The sequence below is a fragment of the Mangrovimonas yunxiaonensis genome, from assembly GCF_000733475.1.
In the GTDB taxonomy this organism is placed as follows: Bacteria; Bacteroidota; Bacteroidia; order Flavobacteriales; family Flavobacteriaceae; genus Mangrovimonas; species Mangrovimonas yunxiaonensis.
The window spans coordinates 76,872-95,750 of record NZ_JPFK01000007.1; the positions used below are offsets into that span (position 1 = coordinate 76,872).

At 39.7% G+C, this 18,879-nt stretch carries 18 protein-coding genes; 4 read left to right on the forward strand and 14 right to left on the reverse strand.

Annotated features, from left to right (window positions below; translation table 11 throughout):
* A complete protein-coding gene (locus IA57_RS07690) occupies positions 1 to 1,095 on the reverse strand; it encodes a Nif3-like dinuclear metal center hexameric protein (protein ID WP_036121630.1) in 1,095 nt (364 codons plus the stop codon).
* Positions 1,096 to 1,148: 53 nt separating this feature from the next.
* Here IA57_RS07690 and lpxK point away from each other — a divergent pair, with 53 nt between their 5' ends.
* Positions 1,149 to 2,156, forward strand: coding sequence for a tetraacyldisaccharide 4'-kinase (lpxK, locus tag IA57_RS07695; RefSeq protein ID WP_036121633.1), 1,008 nt, complete (start codon positions 1,149 to 1,151; stop codon positions 2,154 to 2,156).
* Here lpxK and IA57_RS07700 read toward each other — a convergent pair.
* From IA57_RS07700 to IA57_RS07745, 10 genes are all read right to left on the reverse strand, one after another.
* Positions 2,153 to 4,381 carry an ATP-binding protein gene (locus IA57_RS07700; protein WP_036121636.1) on the reverse strand — a complete coding sequence of 743 codons (2,229 nt, stop codon included), beginning with the start codon at positions 4,379 to 4,381 and terminating at the stop codon, positions 2,153 to 2,155. The two genes, lpxK and IA57_RS07700, sit on opposite strands and share 4 nt — an antisense overlap.
* A gap of 48 nt (positions 4,382 to 4,429) precedes the next feature.
* Positions 4,430 to 5,428, reverse strand: coding sequence for a type I glyceraldehyde-3-phosphate dehydrogenase (gene gap, locus IA57_RS07705; protein ID WP_036121639.1), 999 nt, complete (start codon positions 5,426 to 5,428; stop codon positions 4,430 to 4,432).
* Positions 5,428 to 6,303 (reverse strand): lipoyl synthase, encoded by an 876-nt coding sequence (lipA, locus tag IA57_RS07710; RefSeq protein WP_036121642.1) that lies wholly within the window; start codon positions 6,301 to 6,303, stop codon positions 5,428 to 5,430. The genes gap and lipA overlap by 1 nt, the downstream gene beginning before the upstream one ends.
* Positions 6,304 to 6,451: 148 nt before the next feature.
* On the reverse strand, positions 6,452 to 7,000 hold the full coding sequence (locus IA57_RS07715; RefSeq protein ID WP_036121645.1) for an RNA polymerase sigma factor: 549 nt from the start codon (positions 6,998 to 7,000) through the stop codon (positions 6,452 to 6,454).
* Entirely contained in the window at positions 6,991 to 8,103 is a 1,113-nt protein-coding gene (locus IA57_RS07720; protein ID WP_036121648.1) for a glycosyltransferase, read from the reverse strand. Before IA57_RS07720 ends, IA57_RS07715 begins: the two co-directional genes overlap by 10 nt.
* A 6-nt stretch (positions 8,104 to 8,109) precedes the next feature.
* Positions 8,110 to 8,313 carry a membrane or secreted protein gene (locus IA57_RS07725; protein ID WP_036121650.1) on the reverse strand — a complete coding sequence of 68 codons (204 nt, stop codon included), beginning with the start codon at positions 8,311 to 8,313 and terminating at the stop codon, positions 8,110 to 8,112.
* 127 nt (positions 8,314 to 8,440) lie between these two features.
* Entirely contained in the window at positions 8,441 to 9,247 is an 807-nt protein-coding gene (locus IA57_RS07730; protein WP_036121653.1) for an anti-sigma factor, read from the reverse strand.
* A gap of 8 nt (positions 9,248 to 9,255) precedes the next feature.
* Complete coding sequence (locus IA57_RS07735) at positions 9,256 to 9,789, reverse strand: RNA polymerase sigma factor (RefSeq protein WP_036121656.1); 534 nt, start codon at positions 9,787 to 9,789, stop codon at positions 9,256 to 9,258.
* Between the two features lie 41 nt (positions 9,790 to 9,830).
* The gene (gene murB, locus IA57_RS07740; protein WP_036121659.1) at positions 9,831 to 10,844 is read right to left on the reverse strand and encodes a UDP-N-acetylmuramate dehydrogenase; all 1,014 of its coding nucleotides are present in this window, start codon (positions 10,842 to 10,844) and stop codon (positions 9,831 to 9,833) included.
* Positions 10,844 to 12,037: a pyridoxal phosphate-dependent aminotransferase gene (locus tag IA57_RS07745; protein ID WP_036121661.1), complete on the reverse strand. Its 1,194-nt coding sequence runs from the start codon at positions 12,035 to 12,037 to the stop codon at positions 10,844 to 10,846. The genes murB and IA57_RS07745 overlap by 1 nt, the downstream gene beginning before the upstream one ends.
* Before the next feature lie 118 nt (positions 12,038 to 12,155).
* On the opposite strand from IA57_RS07745, the gene IA57_RS07750 reads away from it, so the two are divergent.
* Positions 12,156 to 13,433 carry an aspartyl protease family protein gene (locus IA57_RS07750; RefSeq protein WP_036123195.1) on the forward strand — a complete coding sequence of 426 codons (1,278 nt, stop codon included), beginning with the start codon at positions 12,156 to 12,158 and terminating at the stop codon, positions 13,431 to 13,433.
* 32 nt (positions 13,434 to 13,465) lie between these two features.
* Here IA57_RS07750 and IA57_RS07755 read toward each other — a convergent pair whose 3' ends face one another.
* Complete coding sequence (locus IA57_RS07755) at positions 13,466 to 13,894, reverse strand: DUF1573 domain-containing protein (protein ID WP_036121663.1); 429 nt, start codon at positions 13,892 to 13,894, stop codon at positions 13,466 to 13,468.
* A 175-nt stretch (positions 13,895 to 14,069) separates the two neighbouring features.
* On the opposite strand from IA57_RS07755, the gene IA57_RS07760 reads away from it, so the two are divergent.
* Positions 14,070 to 16,703, forward strand: a complete 2,634-nt coding sequence (locus tag IA57_RS07760) for a valine--tRNA ligase (protein WP_036121666.1) — start codon at positions 14,070 to 14,072, stop codon at positions 16,701 to 16,703.
* The gene (locus IA57_RS07765; RefSeq protein ID WP_036121669.1) at positions 16,703 to 17,509 is read left to right on the forward strand and encodes a DNA/RNA non-specific endonuclease; all 807 of its coding nucleotides are present in this window, start codon (positions 16,703 to 16,705) and stop codon (positions 17,507 to 17,509) included. Before IA57_RS07760 ends, IA57_RS07765 begins: the two co-directional genes overlap by 1 nt.
* Here IA57_RS07765 and IA57_RS07770 read toward each other — a convergent pair.
* Both IA57_RS07770 and IA57_RS07775 read right to left on the reverse strand, forming a co-directional pair.
* Complete coding sequence (locus tag IA57_RS07770) at positions 17,506 to 18,354, reverse strand: glycosyltransferase family 2 protein (protein ID WP_036121672.1); 849 nt, start codon at positions 18,352 to 18,354, stop codon at positions 17,506 to 17,508. The genes IA57_RS07765 and IA57_RS07770 overlap by 4 nt on opposite strands.
* Positions 18,351 to 18,878, reverse strand: a complete 528-nt coding sequence (locus tag IA57_RS07775; protein ID WP_036121674.1) for a methyltransferase domain-containing protein — start codon at positions 18,876 to 18,878, stop codon at positions 18,351 to 18,353. Before IA57_RS07775 ends, IA57_RS07770 begins: the two co-directional genes overlap by 4 nt.
* Between the last annotated feature and the right edge of the window lies 1 nt (position 18,879).

An 18,879-nucleotide genomic window follows, 5' to 3' on the forward strand; every position in this document is an offset into this window, starting at 1 on the left:
TTAAAAATAATTTACCGGATTGGTATTGGTCTTTGATAAAACGACTGCAAAATTAGTAATTTTTTTTGTAAGATAGGTGGTTAGGAGGTTTTTTGTGTACTGTTCGCTTTCAAAATGTCCAACATCGGCTAAAAGAATCTCGTTATTTGCCGAAAAAAAGTCGTGATATTTTAAATCGGCCGTTACATAGGCGTCTGCCTGCTGGGCTTTAGCTGCTTGAATGGCAAAACTTCCCGAGCCTCCCAGAACAGCTATTTTTTTAATGGGCTTGCCTAATAATTTGCTGTGGCGAATGCACCGGGTGTTCATGCGGTTTTTTAAGAACGTTAAAAAATGAGCCTCGTCCATAGGCTGTTCAAGCTCACCAATCATGCCCATACCCGTGTTTTGGTTGTCGTTGTCTAGAGTGATAATGTCGTAAGCGACTTCTTCGTAAGGGTGTGCATTAAACAGCGCTTTTAAGATTTGACGTTGTTGGTGTTTTTCAAAAATAACGGCAATTTGGGTTTCTGCTTCGGTGTGTAGTTGGTTTTTATTGCCAACGCTTGGGGTTGCGGCATCGTTGCCCATAAATGTGCCATAGCCTTCTGTGTTAAAGCTGCAGTTACTGTAATTGCCTATGCTGCCAGCGCCGGCGCTAAAAAGGGCTTTTCTAACGCTTTCGGCAGCTTTATTGGGGACAAAAGTGATGAGTTTTTTAAGGCTGTTTTTTTGGGGGATTAATATGCGGTTGTTTACCAGTCCCAGTTTTTCGCAAATCGCATGGTTTACACCAAGGGGGGCATTGTCCAAAGCTGTGTGAATGGCATAAATGGCAATATCGTTTTTAATGGCTTTTAAAACGGTTCGTTCGACATAATCCTTTCCGGTAATGCTTTTTAAGCCTTTAAAGACAATAGGATGAAAACTTACAATAAGGTTGCAGTTGTTAGCTATGGCCTCATCAACTACCTCTTCTAAGGTGTCTAGGGTAACTAAAACGCCCGTAAGGCTTTTGGTTTTGTCGCCTACCAATAGGCCAACATTGTCGAAATCTTCGGCATATGCCAAAGGTGCCAACGCTTCTAGATAATTAATGACATCCTGAATACTCATAAAGTTTTGGGTTTGGATTTAAAAACAAATATAAAATATTTACTTTCGTTACTATGAAATTACTCCGTTTACTTCTGTTTCCTGTGGTGCCCATTTATTATATTATTACATGGTTGAGAAACCGGTTGTACGATATGGGCTGGAAAGCCTCGACAGCATTCCCTTTTCCTGTTATTTGTGTGGGGAATTTAAGTACAGGTGGTACGGGCAAAACGCCTATGATAGAGTATTTGGTAAGGTTGTTAAAAGACGATTACAAGTTGGCGACTTTAAGTCGTGGGTATGGCAGGGCAACCAAGGGGTTTCGGCTTGCTGGAGCGCAGGATACTGCAGCGACTATGGGAGATGAGCCATTTCAGTTTTATAACAAGTTTAAGCCAGAATTGGCTGTGGCTGTAGATGGCGACCGGGTACGTGGTATAAACCAATTGGTTTTAAAAGTTGCTCCAGAAGTGATTTTGTTGGACGATGCCTTTCAACACAGACGGGTTAAAGCGGGTTTTAACATCCTGCTTACAACCTACCACGATTTGTATGTTAACGATTTTGTGTTGCCAACCGGTAATTTGCGAGAGCCTGTAAGTGGTGCAAAGCGTGCCCAGATTATTGTTGTAACCAAGTGCCCCGAAACCCTTTCTGAACAGGAACGGACAGGAGTTGTTAATTTGCTTAAACCACAAAAGCAGCAGCAGGTGTTTTTTAGTTTTATTACCTATGCCGAGCATGTTTATTCAGAAAACGCGTCGTTGCCGTTAAAGACGTTAAGGCCGTTTACCTTGGTTACGGGAATTGCTAACCCAAAACCGCTTTTAGCGTTTTTGAAGCAGGCAGGGTTATCTTTTAGGCATCATGCTTTTAAAGATCACCATGTTTTTAGCGAACAGGATGTTGCCGGTATTTTAGAGGACAGCACTTGTATTGTGGCTACCGAAAAGGATTATATGCGTTTAATGCAGTTTGAACAGTTAAAAGACAAGTTGTTTTATTTGCCAATAACGGTTGGTTTTTATGAGCAAACGGCTTTTAATAACGCAATAGCGCGTTTTGTTTCGGGAGATTAAACGGGTTTTTTGCGGTCTACAATAAGGGCGTTAAAGAGTTTTTTCTCGAAGTCTTCCTGCTTGAATGGTTTAGAGATAATATCGTCGAAGCCAGCTTCGTCAAATTCGTGCATTTTATCTTCTAAAGTAACGGCCGTTAGTGCAAAAATAGTAATGTCTTTGTTAAAGTCTCGTATTAGTTTGGTTGCTTCTAAACCGCTTATTCCAGGCATGTGAATATCCATTAAAACCACATCGTAAAATTGGTTTCGTACTTTTTCAACGGCAGCTTCGCCATTGTCAACCACATCGCACTTAAGCTGCATTTTGTTAAGGATTTTTTTGGTGATCATTTGGTTAATCTTGTTGTCCTCAACAATTAAAATGTTTATGCTTTCCAGATCCACTTCATCCACATTGCTAAAGTAGCTTTTCTTCACTTCGACCACTTCTTCTTTTTCGGTGTATTTTAAAGGGATTTCGAAGGTGAAGTTCGAGCCTTTTCCAAGTTCGCTATTCAGGTAGATTTTTCCTTTAAGAATTTTCACCAATCCTTTAACAATTGAGAGCCCTAACCCGGTTCCACCGTATTTTCGGTTAATTTGAATGGAGCCTTGTGAGAAGCTTTCGAACAGTTGCTCTTGTTTTTCTTTGCTAATGCCAATACCGTTATCGATAATCTCGAACTTGAGGTTTAAAACATCGCCTTCCTGGCTAGTTTGGCAAACTTTTACCCAGATATCGCCATTTTTGGTAAACTTAATGGCATTGCCAATTAGGTTTATAAGTATTTGCGAGATTTTTATTTGGTCTGCAATAAAGTTTTGAGGCAAGTCTTTTTCATACTCAAAATGCAGTTTGGTGTGGTTGTCGTTGGCCGAATTTTTTAAGGCTGCAATAACATTGGTAATCTTTTTCTTTAAGTTAAAAGGTTCTGGTTCGATCTCTACTTTATTGGCTTCAATTTTATTTATTTGAAGGATGTCGTTAATAAAAGTTAACAGGTAATCGCCAGAGAATTTTAACGATTTTAAATGCTGAATTTGCTCGGGTTTGGGGTCTTCTTCCAAGAGCATATTGGTTAGGCCCGTAACAGCATAAAGCGGTGTTCTTAGTTCGTGGGTTACCGTAGAGAGGAAGTTGGCTTTGGTTTTCGAGGCGAGTTCGGCCTTTTCTTTAGAAACAATAAGCTCGCTGTTTTTTTTGTGGAGCATGTTGTTGGTTTTTAGCCTAATGTTGTTGTTTTTGTATAGCGATAAGGTTAAAAGTGAAAGAATGGTAATTAGCGCAATACTTAAAATGGTGGTTAGTTTGCTTAGGTCGTTGGCTGCTTTTTGATCTTCCAGGTCGGCCAATTGCTTTTTTTGGTATTCGGTTTGGCCATCGGTTAGGAGTTGTACCCTTTTGTCTTGAGAAAGGCTGTTTCGTTTGGCTTCAAGCAACGAGTCGGAAAGCGTTAAGTGTTTTTTTAAATGTTCGTTTGCTGCTTGGTAGTTGCCATTAAACTCGTACAAATCGCTTAAAATAAGGTAGCCCTCATTTAAAACTACCGTAAATTTGTTGTCGGTCGCTATTTTAAGGCCTTGGTTGGCTTCTCGTAAGCCGGTTGCTTTTTCGTCTAGTTGGTATAAGCTGTATCCAAAATAAATTTTAGCACTGCTTAGTATCTTGTTCAACTCGTATCTGTTGGCAAGCAAGATGGACTTTTGTAATTGTTTTTTGGCTTTGGGGTAATCTTTTAAAGCGATGTAGGTTTTTCCTTGGTTAAGCAGAATTTCGGCTACAAAATTGTTGAGGTTGTCTTGCTCAAAAAGTGAATGCGAAGAGGTGTAGTACTCTAGGGCTTTATGGTATTCCTTTTTGGCGTAGTACACATTGCCCAAAATTTTATAGGTCTCTGCCAGATTGGTTTCGTCCTTGGCCAAACGTTGAATTTTATTGGCCTTAATTAGGGTTTTTATCGCTTCGTCTGGTTCTTCTGTAATAAATTGAAGCTTGCCTATTTTAGCATATATAATGCCCAGACTTTTTTGGTTGTCTATTTTGTTGGCAAGTACAAGGGCTTCGTCTAGTTTTTTTTCGGCCTCAAAAAAATTGTTGTTCTCAATGTCCCGTTGCGCTTGATTTATCCTAAAATCAATGCTGTTTTGTATGGTCTCTGGGTCGTCGCTAATGGACGTTTGAGCTGTTATACTGCAGCTTAGCAGGATAATAATAACACATATGAATTTGGTAATTTGGGACATATTTATAAGTTACTATACAAACAAATATAATTATTTATTCGATTAAAGTTATGTTTTTATCGATAAATCGCAAATTAAATCTAAAATTCTTGAAGCATATCCAGTTTCATTGTCATACCAACCAATAATTTTCACCATGTTTCCAATAACCGATGTCATTTGCGCATCGAAGATACAAGAGTGCGTATTTCCTACAATATCAATAGATACTATAGGGTCTTCGGTGTATTCTAGAATGTTTTTAAGCGTTGTTTCAGAAGCTGTTTTAAAGGCGTTATTAACTTCTGCAATGCTTACGGTTTGTTTTACGTTTAAGGTAATATCGGTTAACGAGCCATTTGCTACAGGCACCCGAATGCCACAGCCTCCAATAACATTGGCTAGGTCTGGGAAAATTTTGGTTAAGGCCTTTGCAGCACCTGTTGTTGTTGGGACAATAGATTGTGCGGCGGCTCTTGCCCGGCGCAAATCGCGATGTGGCTGGTCGTGTAAGCTTTGGTCGGTGGTGTAAGAATGTACAGTTGTAATATAAGCTTCGTTAATGCCGCAAAGGTCGTTAATGATTTTTATCATCGGTGCGGCATTGTTGGTGGTGCAAGAGGCGTTGGAAACAATGGTTTCTGTACCATCCAATGTGTTGCTGTTAACTCCTAGTACAATGGTTTTAATATCATCTTCTAAAGGCGGAACACTTAAAATAAGCCGTTTTGCCCCGTTGTTTAAATGGTGTTGCAAAACGCTTCGTTGCTTAAATTTTCCGGTACACTCTACAACAAGATCAATGTTGTATGCCGACCAGTTTATTTGCTCTGGGTGGTTGTGGTTTAATAGCGGGATAGCTTTGCCTTGCACTAATATGCTGTTTTCGGTATGGGAAACCTCAGCATTTAAAACCCCGTGAATGCTGTCGTATTTTAACAGATGGCTTAGGGTTTTGGCATCAGCTAAATCGTTAATAGCTACAATTTCTATGGCCGGATGGTTTAATGCCAATCTTAATAAGCGGCGGCCAATTCGGCCAAAGCCATTTATGCCTACACGAATCATTAGTTGATGTGCTTTTGGGCCTTGTAAGACGATCTTACCAAAGCACTACTCTCTACATGGCGGAACCCTAACTCTAAACCTATGGTTTTGTATTCCTGAAACTCGTCGGGAAGGATAAAGCGTTTTACAGGCAGATGTTTTTTACTTGGCTGCAAATATTGGCCAATGGTAACCACATCTACTTGGTGGTCTTTTAAATCGTGAAGGGTTTCGATAACCTCTTCGCGCGTTTCGCCCAAGCCAAGCATAATGCCCGATTTTGTGCGACGTTGCCCTTGTGTTTTTAGGTATTTTAAAGCGCCCAAGCTTCTGTCGTATTTTGCTTGAATACGCACATCGCGGGTTAGGCGGCGTACGGTTTCAATGTTGTGCGATACCACTTCTGGGGCAACCTCAATAATGCGGTCTAAATGGCGTTCTATACCTTGAAAGTCCGGAATAAGGGTTTCTAGGGTGGTTTCTGGATTCATGCGGCGTACAGCCTTTACGGTTTCGGCCCACATAATGCTTCCCATGTCTTTTAAATCGTCGCGGTCTACACTGGTAAGTACAGCATGTTTAATTTTCATGAGTTTTATAGAACGCGCCACTTTTTCGGGTTCGTCCCAATCTACAGTTTCTGGTCTTCCTGTTTTTACACCACAAAAACCACAGCTTCTGGTACATATGTTTCCTAAAATCATAAAGGTAGCAGTACCTTCACCCCAGCACTCGCCCATATTTGGGCAGCTTCCCGAGGTGCAAATGGTGTTTAAGCTGTATTTGTCTACTAAACTGCGTAATTCGGTGTATTTTTTTCCTGTAGGAAGTTTTACACGAAGCCATTTGGGCTTACGTTCTTTAGGTAATATGTTGGATGCTGTTTTTGTTTCCATAAATTGACTATGAGCTTACAAAGATACAAAGTATATGATTAAAACGGTAATAAAGAATTTCTTGAAGCGGACGGCCTAGAAGCTACATCTTGAGGATTTTTTTTAGATTAAGAAACCGCAAGGGGTATAACGTAAGGTAAAGAGGTGTTTATTTTTTAGCAATAATTTCTGCTAAGAGTTTTTTAGCCCGAAGTAGTTTTACTTTAACGTTGTTTATGGGCTCGTCGAGTTCGATAGAAATTTCCTTATAGCTCAGTTCTTGGAAGTATCTTAGATTAATAACTTTTTGGTAGTGGGGTTTTAATTTTTTTATGTCTCTAAGTAACTTGGCGAGGTTTTGTTCGGTAATGAGTTTGTCTTCGGCAGAGGGCGACTCATCTGCAATGGCATAATATTCATCTTCAACGGTGGTATTGGCTGTGCTTTCAACCGACGATTTTTGCCTTCGAAGCAAATCGATATGGATGTTTTTTGAAATGGTAATTAGCCAAGTTTTAAACACATACTTGTCGTTGTAGGTGTCTATTTTGTCAAACGCTTTGGAGAAGGTTTGAATGGTAATGTCTTCGGCATCATTTTCATTTTGGGTGCGTTTTAATTGAAAGCCGTATACGTCGTTCCAATAGGTGTCCAACAAAAAATTGAAGGCCATTTGGTTGTTTTTTTTAGCTTTTTCTATCGCTTCTTTTATTTCCAATGATGTGGTTTTGAGATAAGGTTTTTAATAAAGATAACCATTTGCATGCTAATTAAAAACAATTCGAGTATTGGTAGTACAGGCAAAAGGCCTTTTTCGCCAAGTTTGCGGGCAGTTTGTCCTAAAATAAGGTACAGCATAAAAAACCTAAATGCCACTAAGGCAAGTACAAGTTCCCAATTAAACATGGCGGCCAATAAAGTGACAGCCAAGCCCCAAAACAAGAACTGCGACGCATAAAAGGCCGTTAGCATAAGTTTGTGTTTTAGACGGTACCTGTGCGCTGTGCTTATGTGGCGTCTTTTTTGCAAGATCCAGTCCTTAAAAGTGGTTTTTGGTAAGGAAACCGTAAAGCTGTTTTTTGTAACACAAATACTGGTGTTTGCTGCTGTGGCAATTTCGTTTACAAACAGGTCGTCATCGCCAGAGTTAATGTCAATATGGTTCATAAACCCTCTGGCCTCGTAAAAGGTTTCGCTTCTATAAGCTAAATTTCGCCCCACGGCCATATAGGGCATGCCAATACTGGCGTACGAGAAATATTGTGTTGCCGTAAGCAAGGTTTCAAACCTTATAAGCAGGTTTAGCAAGGAACCTTTTATGCGTTTGTAGCTGCCATATCCTAGTACAATGGTTTTGTTATCGCTAAAACAGGAGCTCATTTCGTTTATCCATTGGTTAGAGACGGGCTTGCAATCGGCGTCGGTAAAAAGAAGGGTATGGTTTTTGGCGGCTTTTATGCCCAGTGTAAGCGCGTACTTTTTATTGGCCCAAAAGGCTTCAATATTTTTTACGTTTACAATTTTTATGTTGTTGTGTTGCGCTTTAAAATGTTCCATGACCTCTAAGGTGTTGTCGCGCGAACTGTCGTTTATTAAAATAACCTCAAAGTTGGGGTAGTCTTGTTGCAGTATGGAGGGTAGGAAGTTTTTTAGGTTCTGGGCTTCGTTCTTGGCACAGACAATAACCGAGACAGGGATGTTTTTTTTGGGGTTATGCTTTACCTTTTTGAAAGCAAACTTCGAAAAAATACCCAGATAGAACAGCGTTTGAATGCATATAACTACAACAAAGCTGTAGTATACGATATCTAATAGCGGCATTAAGGGTTAGGAATGTTGAGGTTCGTTACAAGAGTCGAATTGGTCTGGGGTTTTACCGCAAAAGCCACAAGCTTCACCGTCTTTGTTTAGCATGGGGTTTTGGCTGGCGCATGTACCCGCAAATTTACCGTCTTTTTTGGCCCAAATTTTTATGGCAATACCAGCAATTCCAAGTCCTAGTAGTAGTAGTGTGATTAATAAAAGTTTCATGTGCGGAAATTTTATGCAAAGGTACAATAATTAATGTATAGAGCCTAAATACGCTATATGAATTATGGGTGTGGAAATGGTATTTAAAAAAAAAGACCGGATTAAAAATCCAGCCTTCTTTTTTGTTTTACTTTTTTTGGAGTGAAATCTCTGCGACTTCGTTTTCAGAGGTAGTGGCATCTGTATTGGCTTTGTCCTCTATTGTTATGGTTAAGCCCAAAGCGTCTTCCATGTATGGAATGTTCTTAAGCTTTCTGTCGGCTTCATCTAGTATGCCTAAATTTACCATACGGTCCTGCACTTCGGCCCAGATTTGATAGGTTTGGTGTTCTGGTAGCTTAGGCAGTGAAATAACATCAATCATCGATGTTTTGTCCTTGGCGTTAATGTAGGCTACAGTTTTAAGGTTTTTGGCCCGGTCGTTGCCGCGTAACACGTATTTTTCGGTGTCTGGATTATTCAACTTCATGAACTGACGCATTAAATCGTCTAGCTTGTTGTTGTTGTTGTCGATATCGTTTCTTAGATCGAAAATCTCATCAACCACAGTTTGGTTTTCATGTTTAAGAGCTTGATTTTGCTGGTACAACATCACCGAAAGTGTGGCGAAGGCCACGGCTGCAAAACTTGCCGCTATGGCGTATTTAAACCACTTTTTAGAAACACGCACACTTCTGCTTTTGGTGGTTAAGGTTCTAACAGGGGTGTCGTCTAACGCATCCAACACATTGTGAAGGATGGTTTTTGGGGCTTCTACAGCATGGTACTTAGCAATAACCTCTAGGTTGTCTTGCAAGGTATTGTATGCTTGTGCTACTTCTGGATGTTTGGCGATGTAAGTCTCGACCATTTCTGTTTCGCCAGAAGAAGTTTCGCCTAAAAGATATTTTTCTAATAGGCCAGAACTTAAAAATGTAGTTATTTTATCATTCATGACGCTTTTTATTCTGGATCGTAAATTTTTTTCAATTCACGAAGTCCAATTTTTAATCTCGATTTTATAGTGCCTAGCGGAATGTCTAGTTCGTCGCTGGCCTCCTGTTGTGTCATCCCTTCAAAAAACAGGGCTTTAAGTACAATTTGATACTTTTCGTCCAGTGTTTTTAAGTGGGTTTTTATATCTATAACATCTTGATTTATACTTTTTGATGTCAATTTATATACGTTAGAAACTTCAATTTGGATTTCCTTACTTTGCTTATTCGATCTCGAACGTACTTTGTCTATGGCAGTGTTGTAGGTAATTCGGTATAGCCAAGTAAATAGTTTGGCTTTTTTGGGGTTGTAGGACTGTGGTTTTTTCCACACCTTAATCAAGCTTTCTTGAAGCGCATCCTGCGCTAAGTCGTCGTCTTTAAGAATCTTCATGGCTACGCCATAGAGGGCATCGGCATAATTCTCATAGAGTAGCGTGATGGCTCTTTTGTCGCTCTTTCCTAAAAGATCAATGATTTCTTGTTCTATTGAAGTCCTCAAATGGTTTAGCGTTAAGTTAGAAGCCCAAAGTTAGATATTTTTTATATAATATTAACTTCGGTGTCAATATCTATACCAAAAATTCGTTTAACGGTCTTTTGGATTAACCTAGCGAGGTTTAAAATATCTTTTCCAGAAGCATTGCTGTAATTTACCAAAACAAGGGCTTGTTTTTTATGCACACCATAGTTGCCAAAGGTTTTGCCTTTAAACCCCGCGTGTTCAATTAGCCAGCCGGCTGGGATTTTAAAGGTTTCTTTAGAAACTTGGTAGTATGGCATGTTGGGAAATTGGCTTTGCAAGCTGTTGAATGTTGCTTTAGAAACAACCGGGTTTTTAAAAAAACTACCGCTGTTACCAATGTCTTTTGGGTTGGGCAATTTGCTTTCTCTTATTGCAATAACGGCTTCAGAAACATTGGAAATGGTTGGGTTTGTAACTTTCATTTCTTGTAGCTGAGCCGTAATGGCACCATAATCTGTATGCAGTTTATGGTCTTTTTTTGAAAGCGAAAAGCAAACACTGGTTATAATGTATTTTCCTTTGGCTTGCTGTTTAAAAATCGATTCGCGGTACCCAAATTGGCATTCAGCATTGGTGAAAGTAACCACTTTTTGTGTGGTTACCTCAACGGCCTCACATGATAAGAATACATCTTTAAGCTCCACCCCGTAGGCGCCAATGTTTTGTATTGGGGCGGTGCCAACATTGCCTGGAATTAACGATAAGTTTTCCACACCACCAAAGTTGTTGTTTATGCACCACAGGACAAAGGCATGCCAATTTTCGCCAGCTTGGGCCTTTACGACCACATGACTGTCGCTTTCAGACAGCATTTCGATGCCCTTAAGGTTGATGTGTAAAACCAGAGCATCGATATCTTGGGTGAGTAGCATGTTGCTGCCACCGCCTAGAATAAACAAATCTTTGTTTTGGTGAACCTTTAAAGCTGTTTTTAAATCGGCTAGTGTGTTGACCTCCAAAAACGATTTGGCTGTTACATCAATACCAAAGGTGTTGTAGGGCTTTAAAGATATATTTTCCTTAACGACCATTAAGCTTTTTTGTAAACTTTTAAGGCTTCGCTAATTATTTTAACGGCTTTAATCAGACTTTCTTTTTTAAGCACGTAAGCAATTCTAATTTGGTTTTTGCCAACGCCCTTGGTTGAGTAAAACCCTGCTGCTGGGGCAACCATAACGGTTTCGCCATCAACATCAAAATGTTCTAAAAGCCATTGTGCAAAATCATCGGCATCTTCAATAGGAAGTTCGGCAATGCAATAAAAGGCGCCTTTTGGTTTGGCTACTTTAACACCTTCTATTTTTTCTAGCTCAGCTATTAAGGTGTTTCGTCGGTCTACATATTCGTCAATAACACTATCAAAATAGCTTTTTGGGGTTTCTAGAGCGGCTTCACTGGCAATTTGTGCTAAGGTTGGCGGACTTAACCTCGCTTGGGCAAATTTTAAGGCAGTTGCTATCACGTCTTTATTTTTCGATACCAAACAGCCTATTCTGGCCCCGCACATGCTATATCGTTTAGAGACAGAGTCTATCATGATGGCGTGATCTTTTATAGAAGCTTCCTGCATGATGGAGTAATGCTCGTAACCATCGTAAGTAAACTCTCGGTATACTTCATCGGCTATTAAAAAGAGGTCGTGTTTTTTAACCAAGTCGGCCAATTTTTTTATTTCTTCCTTAGAATAAAGATATCCCGTAGGGTTTCCTGGGTTACAAATAAGGATGGCCTTAGTTTTAGGGGTGATTAATTGCTCGAATTCTTCAATTGGAGGCAAAGCAAAGTTGTCTTCTATTTTAGAAATTACAGGAACAATATTCACGCCAGAAGCCGTAGAAAATCCATTGTAGTTGGCATAAAAGGGTTCTGGGATAATCACTTCGTCATCAACATCCATAATGCTTCCAAAGGCAAACAAAAGCGCTTCGCTACCACCAGTAGTAACAATAATGTCGTTTTTGGTAACATCGATGTTTTGATTGTGGTAATATTGAGCGATTTTTGTGCGGTAACCATCAGAGCCTTCAGATCTGGTGTAGGCTAAAATATCTAGGGAGTGTATTTTAACAGCATCTAAAGCAATTTCTGGTGTCTTTATATCAGGCTGCCCTATGTTTAAGTGGTATACTGTTTTACCTTCTTGATACGCTTTCTCGGCGTAAGGAACCAATTTTCTAATTGGCGATTGTGGCATGTTTTGCCCTTTTGATGATATTGCTGGCATGATTGTATATTTGTTTGCAAAGGTCTGAAATTTATCTTAAAGTTTTTTTAAAAAGAAACGTTAAAAAGCACACTTAAAAGAAAGATTTGTAACTTGGAGATAACGCAAAATGGCCTTTATGAAATTTTGGTTTGTGTATATCTTTGTTTTTTTAAGTGCGGGAGGCCATATTCAGGCTCAAGACGACTTTGTCTTGAATGCTAATCACTCTCGAAAAATCCCTTTTAAGTTAATTAATAATGTTATTGTACTGCCTGTAGAGGTTAATGGGGTGGCGTTGTCTTTTTTGCTGGATACCGGGGTGAGCAAGCCCATTGTTTTTAATATTTTGAATTTGGAGGATTCGCTTCAGGTAAAAAAATCGGAGAAAATTCTTTTGCGTGGTTTGGGAGAAGGAGACCATGTTGAGGCCTTGCGGTCTAGGGGGAATGTTTTTAAAATAGGCGAGGTTTTTAATATTAATCAGGAGTTGTTTATTGTTCATAACCAGATCTTGAATTTCGAGCCCCGTTTGGGCGTTCCAATTCACGGCATTATAGGCTATGATGTGTTTCGAGATTTTGTGGTTCAGATTAATTATGGTAAAAAGTACATTAGGTTTTATAAGCCTGAAAGCTTTGAGCCTAAACCTTGTAATCGATGTGCTGAGCTTGACTTGGAGTTTTATAGAAACAAACCCTATTTAAGGGGTGAGGTTGCCATTGGTAGCCAGAAGATTCCAGTAAAACTATTAATTGATACGGGAGGGAGTGATGCCTTATGGCTTTTTGAGGATGATAGCTTGGGGCTTGTGCCAGACCAACCTTATTTTAAAGATTTTTTGGGCCACGGCCTAAGCGGTAGTGTTTATGGTAAACGGTCTAAAATAGCAGCTTTTACGCTAGGCGAATTTACATTTCATCATGCCAATGTGTCTTTTCCAGAGGCTTCATCCATTTCGTATGTTAGAGAGCACAAAACACGGAATGGTAGTGTAGCGGGCCACATACTAAAACGGTTTAATCTTTATGTCGATTACCCTAGAAAACGCCTCTACCTAAAGAAAAATCGTTATTATAACGAACCCTTTAGGTACAACCGCAGTGGGATAGAGCTTGAGAAAAACGGGTTTATGTTAATTGTGGGAGAGCAAGGCGGTAAAACAGGAGAGGGGCTTGCCTTAAAGCCAGCGTTTATGGTTGTGGAGTTGCGTGAAAACTCTCCCGCCCAACAGGCTGGCGTTAAAATAGGCGATGTGGTGTTGTCTGTAAACGATAAGGCTAGTAGCGAATTTACGCTACAAGAAATCACACATAAATTCTATGGTGATAATGGTAAGAAAATGAGGTTGGTGTTAGACCGCGATGGTCAAATAATAAAAATGGCTTTTAGGTTAAAAAGCTTTTTTAAGGAGTAATAAAAAAGCCCCGGGGTGACCGGGGCTTTTTTTTATTTTGCCATAACGCTTTTCTTGTCTTTCTTCTCTAGTACACTAGATTTATTAGGGTCGATAACCTCTCCCTTAATTTTTAGGGCAACGGTAGGTGTATCGGCATTAGACATAACAGTAATGGTTTTTCTAATAGGCATAACACGTTTGGTGTCGTATTTTACTTGAATTTCTCCAGTCTCACCCGGCATAATCGGGCCTTCTGGTTTTTTTGGAACCGTACAGCCGCAGCTGGATTTTACATTCGAAATTATAAGCGGGGCATTTCCTGTGTTAGTAAATTCAAACACACGAACGCCATTGGCACCTTTTTCAATGGTTCCATAATCTATAACATCGGTTTTAAACTCGATCTTAGCTACTTTATCTTGTGCTTGTACAGTAAAGCTTAATAACCCAATGAATAGAATTGTAATTAAATTTTTCATGATATTTATATTTAATTGAATTGTAAACTTAGTTACTTTTCAGACCTTCTGCAAAAAAAATAGATGTAATGCATGTTAAAAATAATGTATCCCCATGCATCGGGCCTTAAATCTTTTCACAGAAAACAAATTATAAGTACTTTTGCATACTATATTTCAAAAACTATTCCAAAGTATGAATATTCCATCAAAATATGATGCCCGTAATGTAGAGAGCAAATGGTATGATTACTGGTTAAAAAACAAGTATTTTCATTCAAAACCCGACAAACGCGAACCTTATACTATAGTTATTCCTCCTCCTAACGTAACAGGGGTTTTGCATATGGGACATATGTTGAATAACACCATTCAAGATGTCTTAATTCGTCGTGCCCGTTTACTGGGGAAAAATGCCTGCTGGGTGCCCGGAACAGACCATGCGTCTATTGCAACCGAGGCTAAAGTGGTGGCTAAATTAAAAGATCAGGGAATAGATAAAAACGACCTGTCTCGCGAGGCGTTTTTAAAACACGCTTGGGATTGGACAGAAGAGTATGGTGGTGTTATCCTGGATCAGCTTAAAAAATTAGGCTGTTCCTGCGATTGGGACAGAACCAAGTTTACGATGGACGAGGACATGTCCGAATCGGTGATAAAAGTATTTGTAGACCTGTATAATAAAGGTCTTATTTATCGTGGATACCGTATGGTAAATTGGGACCCAGAGGCTAAAACCACGCTGTCTGACGAAGAGGTGGTTTATGAAGAAAAACAAGGCTTGCTATATTATTTAGCCTATAAAATTGAAGGTAGCGACGAAACCGTAACCATCGCAACCACACGCCCTGAAACCATTTTGGGCGATACGGCAATTTGTTTAAACCCTAACGATGAACGTTTTTCGCATTTAAAAGGGAAAAAGGCCATTGTGCCATTGTGCAACCGTGTTATTCCTATTATCGAGGATACGTATGTTGATGTGGAGTTTGGAACAGGTTGCTTAAAAGTAACCCCAGCCCACGACGAGAATGATAAAATGTTGGGTGACAAACACAATTTAGATGTTGTAGATATTTTTAACCCAGACGCCACCTTAAACAGCTATGGCCTGCACTACCAAGGTCAAGATCGTTTTGTTGTGCGTAAGGCCATTGCCAAAGAACTGGAAGAAAAAGGGTATTTGGTAAAAACCGAAACCCATATTAATAAAGTAGGTACTTCCGAAAGAACCAAAGCGGTTATCGAACCACGATTAAGCGACCAGTGGTTCTTAAAAATGGAAGATTTGGTAAAACCTGCCGTTAAGGCAGTGCTGGAAACCGAAGAGGTTAAACTATTCCCGAAAAAGTTTGAAAACACCTATCGCCATTGGATGGAAAACATACGCGATTGGAACATTTCCCGTCAGTTGTATTGGGGACACCAAATTCCAGCCTATTACTATGGCGATGGTAAGGACGATTTTGTGGTGGCAGAAACTGTAGAAGCAGCCTTAGAACTGGCCCAATCAAAAACAGGAAACACCCAGTTAACTCTAGATCATTTAACTCAAGATCAAGATGCTCTAGACACGTGGTTCTCGTCTTGGTTATGGCCCATGAGTGTGTTTGATGGCGTACGCCACCCAGAAAACGACGAGTTTAAATACTATTACCCAACAAACGATTTGGTAACCGGTCCGGATATTCTTTTCTTTTGGGTAGCACGTATGATTATTGCAGGTTACGAATACACCGGCGAGAGACCATTCGAAAATGTGTATTTAACCGGTTTGGTGCGTGATAAGCAACGTCGTAAGATGAGTAAATCTCTAGGAAACTCGCCAGACGCCTTAAAGCTTATTGATGATTATGGAGCCGATGGTGTGCGTGTTGGCTTGTTATTGAGTTCGGCAGCTGGAAACGATTTAATGTTTGATGAAGCCCTTTGCCAACAAGGAAAAGGATTTGGCAACAAGGTTTGGAGTGCCTTTTACTTAACAACACTATGGGACGTCTCAGAAACTGCAGCACAACCCAACGCAAGCAAAATAGCTTTAGAGTGGTACGAAGCCAAGTTTCAAAAAGCGCTGATTGAAATAGAAGACCACTTCAGCAAATACAGGTTAAGCGATGCCTTAATGGCAATTTATAAATTGATTTTCGATGATTTTTGTGGCTGGTTACTAGAAATAGTTAAACCAACTTATGGGCAACCTATAGATGCCGTAACCTATAATAAGCTTCTAAATTTATTTGAGGAGAATCTAAAAATCATGCATCCTTTTATGCCATTCATTACCGAAGAAATATGGCAAACCATGCGTAGCCGTACCCCAGAGGAAGCTTTAATAGTTGCGGCATGGCCAGAACAAAAAGCGGTGAACGAAACCTTGATTTCAGAATTTCAATTTGCGACCGAAGTCGTTTCTGGCATCCGTTCAATACGAAAGGATAAAAACATCGCCTTTAAAGACCCTATTGCATTTTCGGTGTTAAATAACGAAAACGTTAAGCCAACCTTCGATGAGGTGCTTAAAAAACTGGGTAATTTAGAGGATGTCTCTTATGTTACAACCGCTGTAGAGGGCGCGCTAACATTTAGGGTGAAAGCCAACGAATACTTTGTGCCCATGTCGGGAACTATTGATGTGGCGGCAGAAATTGAAAAGCTTGCCGAAGAATTAAAGTATACCGAAGGCTTCCTAAAATCGGTTCAGAAAAAATTGGCTAACGAGCGTTTTGTTAACAATGCACCAGAACAGGTGGTTGCTGTCGAAAAGAAAAAAGAAGCCGATGCGCTGGCCAAGATAGAAACTTTAAAAGCAAGCTTAACAGCTTTAAAATAATGAGCAAACGAACGCTATATTCCATCTTGGCAATTCTAGTTTTAGGTGGAATATATGTGTTTGAAGCCTACCTAGAACATCAGGAAGAGCAAGCCGTTGTAAGCCAAGGTGCACAAGAAAAAACACTTACAAACACCTTTTTTTTGCCAACAAGTACTACTGGGCAAGTGGTGCACCATAAAGGGTTTTCATTGTCTTATAACGAAACCTATGAACAGGCCGAATGGGTCGCTTACGAATTAAAAAAGACCCAATTGGTTCATGCGAATTTTAAGCGCCCTTATTTTGAAATAGACCCAGCCGTAAAAACCGGAGCGGCGAGCTGGCGAAATTATAAAAACTCTGGTTATGACCGTGGTCACTTGTGTCCGGCTGCCGATAGGGAGTTTGATTACGACTTGTATACCGAAACGTTTTTTACCAGCAACATTAGTCCGCAGGAGCACAGCTTTAATTCTGGCATTTGGAATCGCCTAGAGCAAAAGGTACGCTATTGGGCTTCGCGCTATGACGGGGTTTATGTGGTAACAGGTGGTGTTTTTACCAACAACATGAAAACCATAGGGCAAGAGCGTGTTGCCGTACCCAAACAGTTTTTTAAAATTGTATTGGACTACAACCAGAATAAGCCTAAAGTCTTAGCTTTTTTAATGCCACATAAAAATTCTGATGGCCCTTTGTATCGCTTTGTGGTCTCTGTCGATTCTTTAGAAACGTTAACCGGTATAGACTTTTTTCCTGAATTGGAAGACCGTATAGAGGCAGAAATTGAAGCCTCGGACAGTTACAAGAATTGGCATTTTTAATGTAACTTGTTTAGCATTCCTTTCCAGCGTAATTTTCTTATAAACAGGCCTTGTTCTTTAGTGACCAATGGTTCGACGTTATTTTTTCTAGCTTTAAAATAACCAACCATATAATCCTTAAATAACGAAAACCGCTGTTTTCTGTAAGCTAATTTTATAGCAGAAATCAGTGTGATTATAAATCCGTAACGCATTTTATACATGGCCTCACCCTGAAGGTGTTTAGAGGCTTTGTTGTAGCTAATACCTGTGGGTTTTAGGTGCTTTACATGCAGGGAGTCGTCGGTTAAGAGTTCCCAGTTGTAAAATTTGGCTAGAAGTTCATCAACAGTATCCCAACCCATGGCTGGTTTTAGTTTGCCAATATCTAAAAAACATTGCTTGCGGTAAGCTTTTAACGCACCGCGAATATGGTCTTTACGGGTTAAATTTTCTAAAACCCAATGGCCTTCTTTTTCAATATAACAGAAGCCAGCACACATGCCAAGTTTGGAATTTGCTTTAAAATGAGTCGCAATTTGTTCTAGATAGTTATTGGGAAAAATTAAGTCGGCGTCAAATTTACAAATCACATCATAGTTATTATCTAACGTTTCAAAACCTTTATAAAAGGCCTTAATTATTTTACTGCCGGGCAAATGTTTGTTAGAGGAAGTTGCGTTTACTAAAGAAATGAAATTGAATTTTTCGCAAAATGTCTCAACAACATGCCGGGTGTTATCGGTAGAGTGATCGTTTACCACCACCACATGCTTTGGTAATAATGTTTGCTTAACTAACGATTGCAGTGTTTGCTTAATAACATCGGCTTCATTATGTGCAGGTATGACGATGTAGAAGTTCATTCTGATATTCTTTCGGCATAAACGATGTAATACCTAGGTGTAAACCAGCGTAAAATAGGTCTTAAGCCTATTTTTTTAGTAGGATTTGTCCATTTTTCCCTAGCTACAATTTTCCATCCGGTTTTTTCTAATAGCCAATCGAATTGCCAGTCTTCAAACTCGTGGTAGTGTCTGTCCCAGATATCGGTCTTGCTTTTATAAGCTGGCGAAAACCATAAACGTAAAGGAACGCTAGCGACCAGTTTATTGGCTTTTATAGACTGTAAAACAGTGAAGGGAGACAAGAGGTGTTCAAAAATTTCAAAGGCGGTAACAACAGTGGCCTTAGAATTTTCAATAGCCGAAGTGTCAAAATCCAAATCTTCACCAGAAGTGTTTTCAACGGTAAATCCTTCATTAGCCATAATTTTAGAAAAGGGATTTTCAACCCCAAGATCTAAAATTTTAGCATCGGTAGTAATGTGTTTTTTAAGAAAATGAGCCGTAAGCTTAAACCGTTTGTTCGGAAATGTTTTTTCGTACATT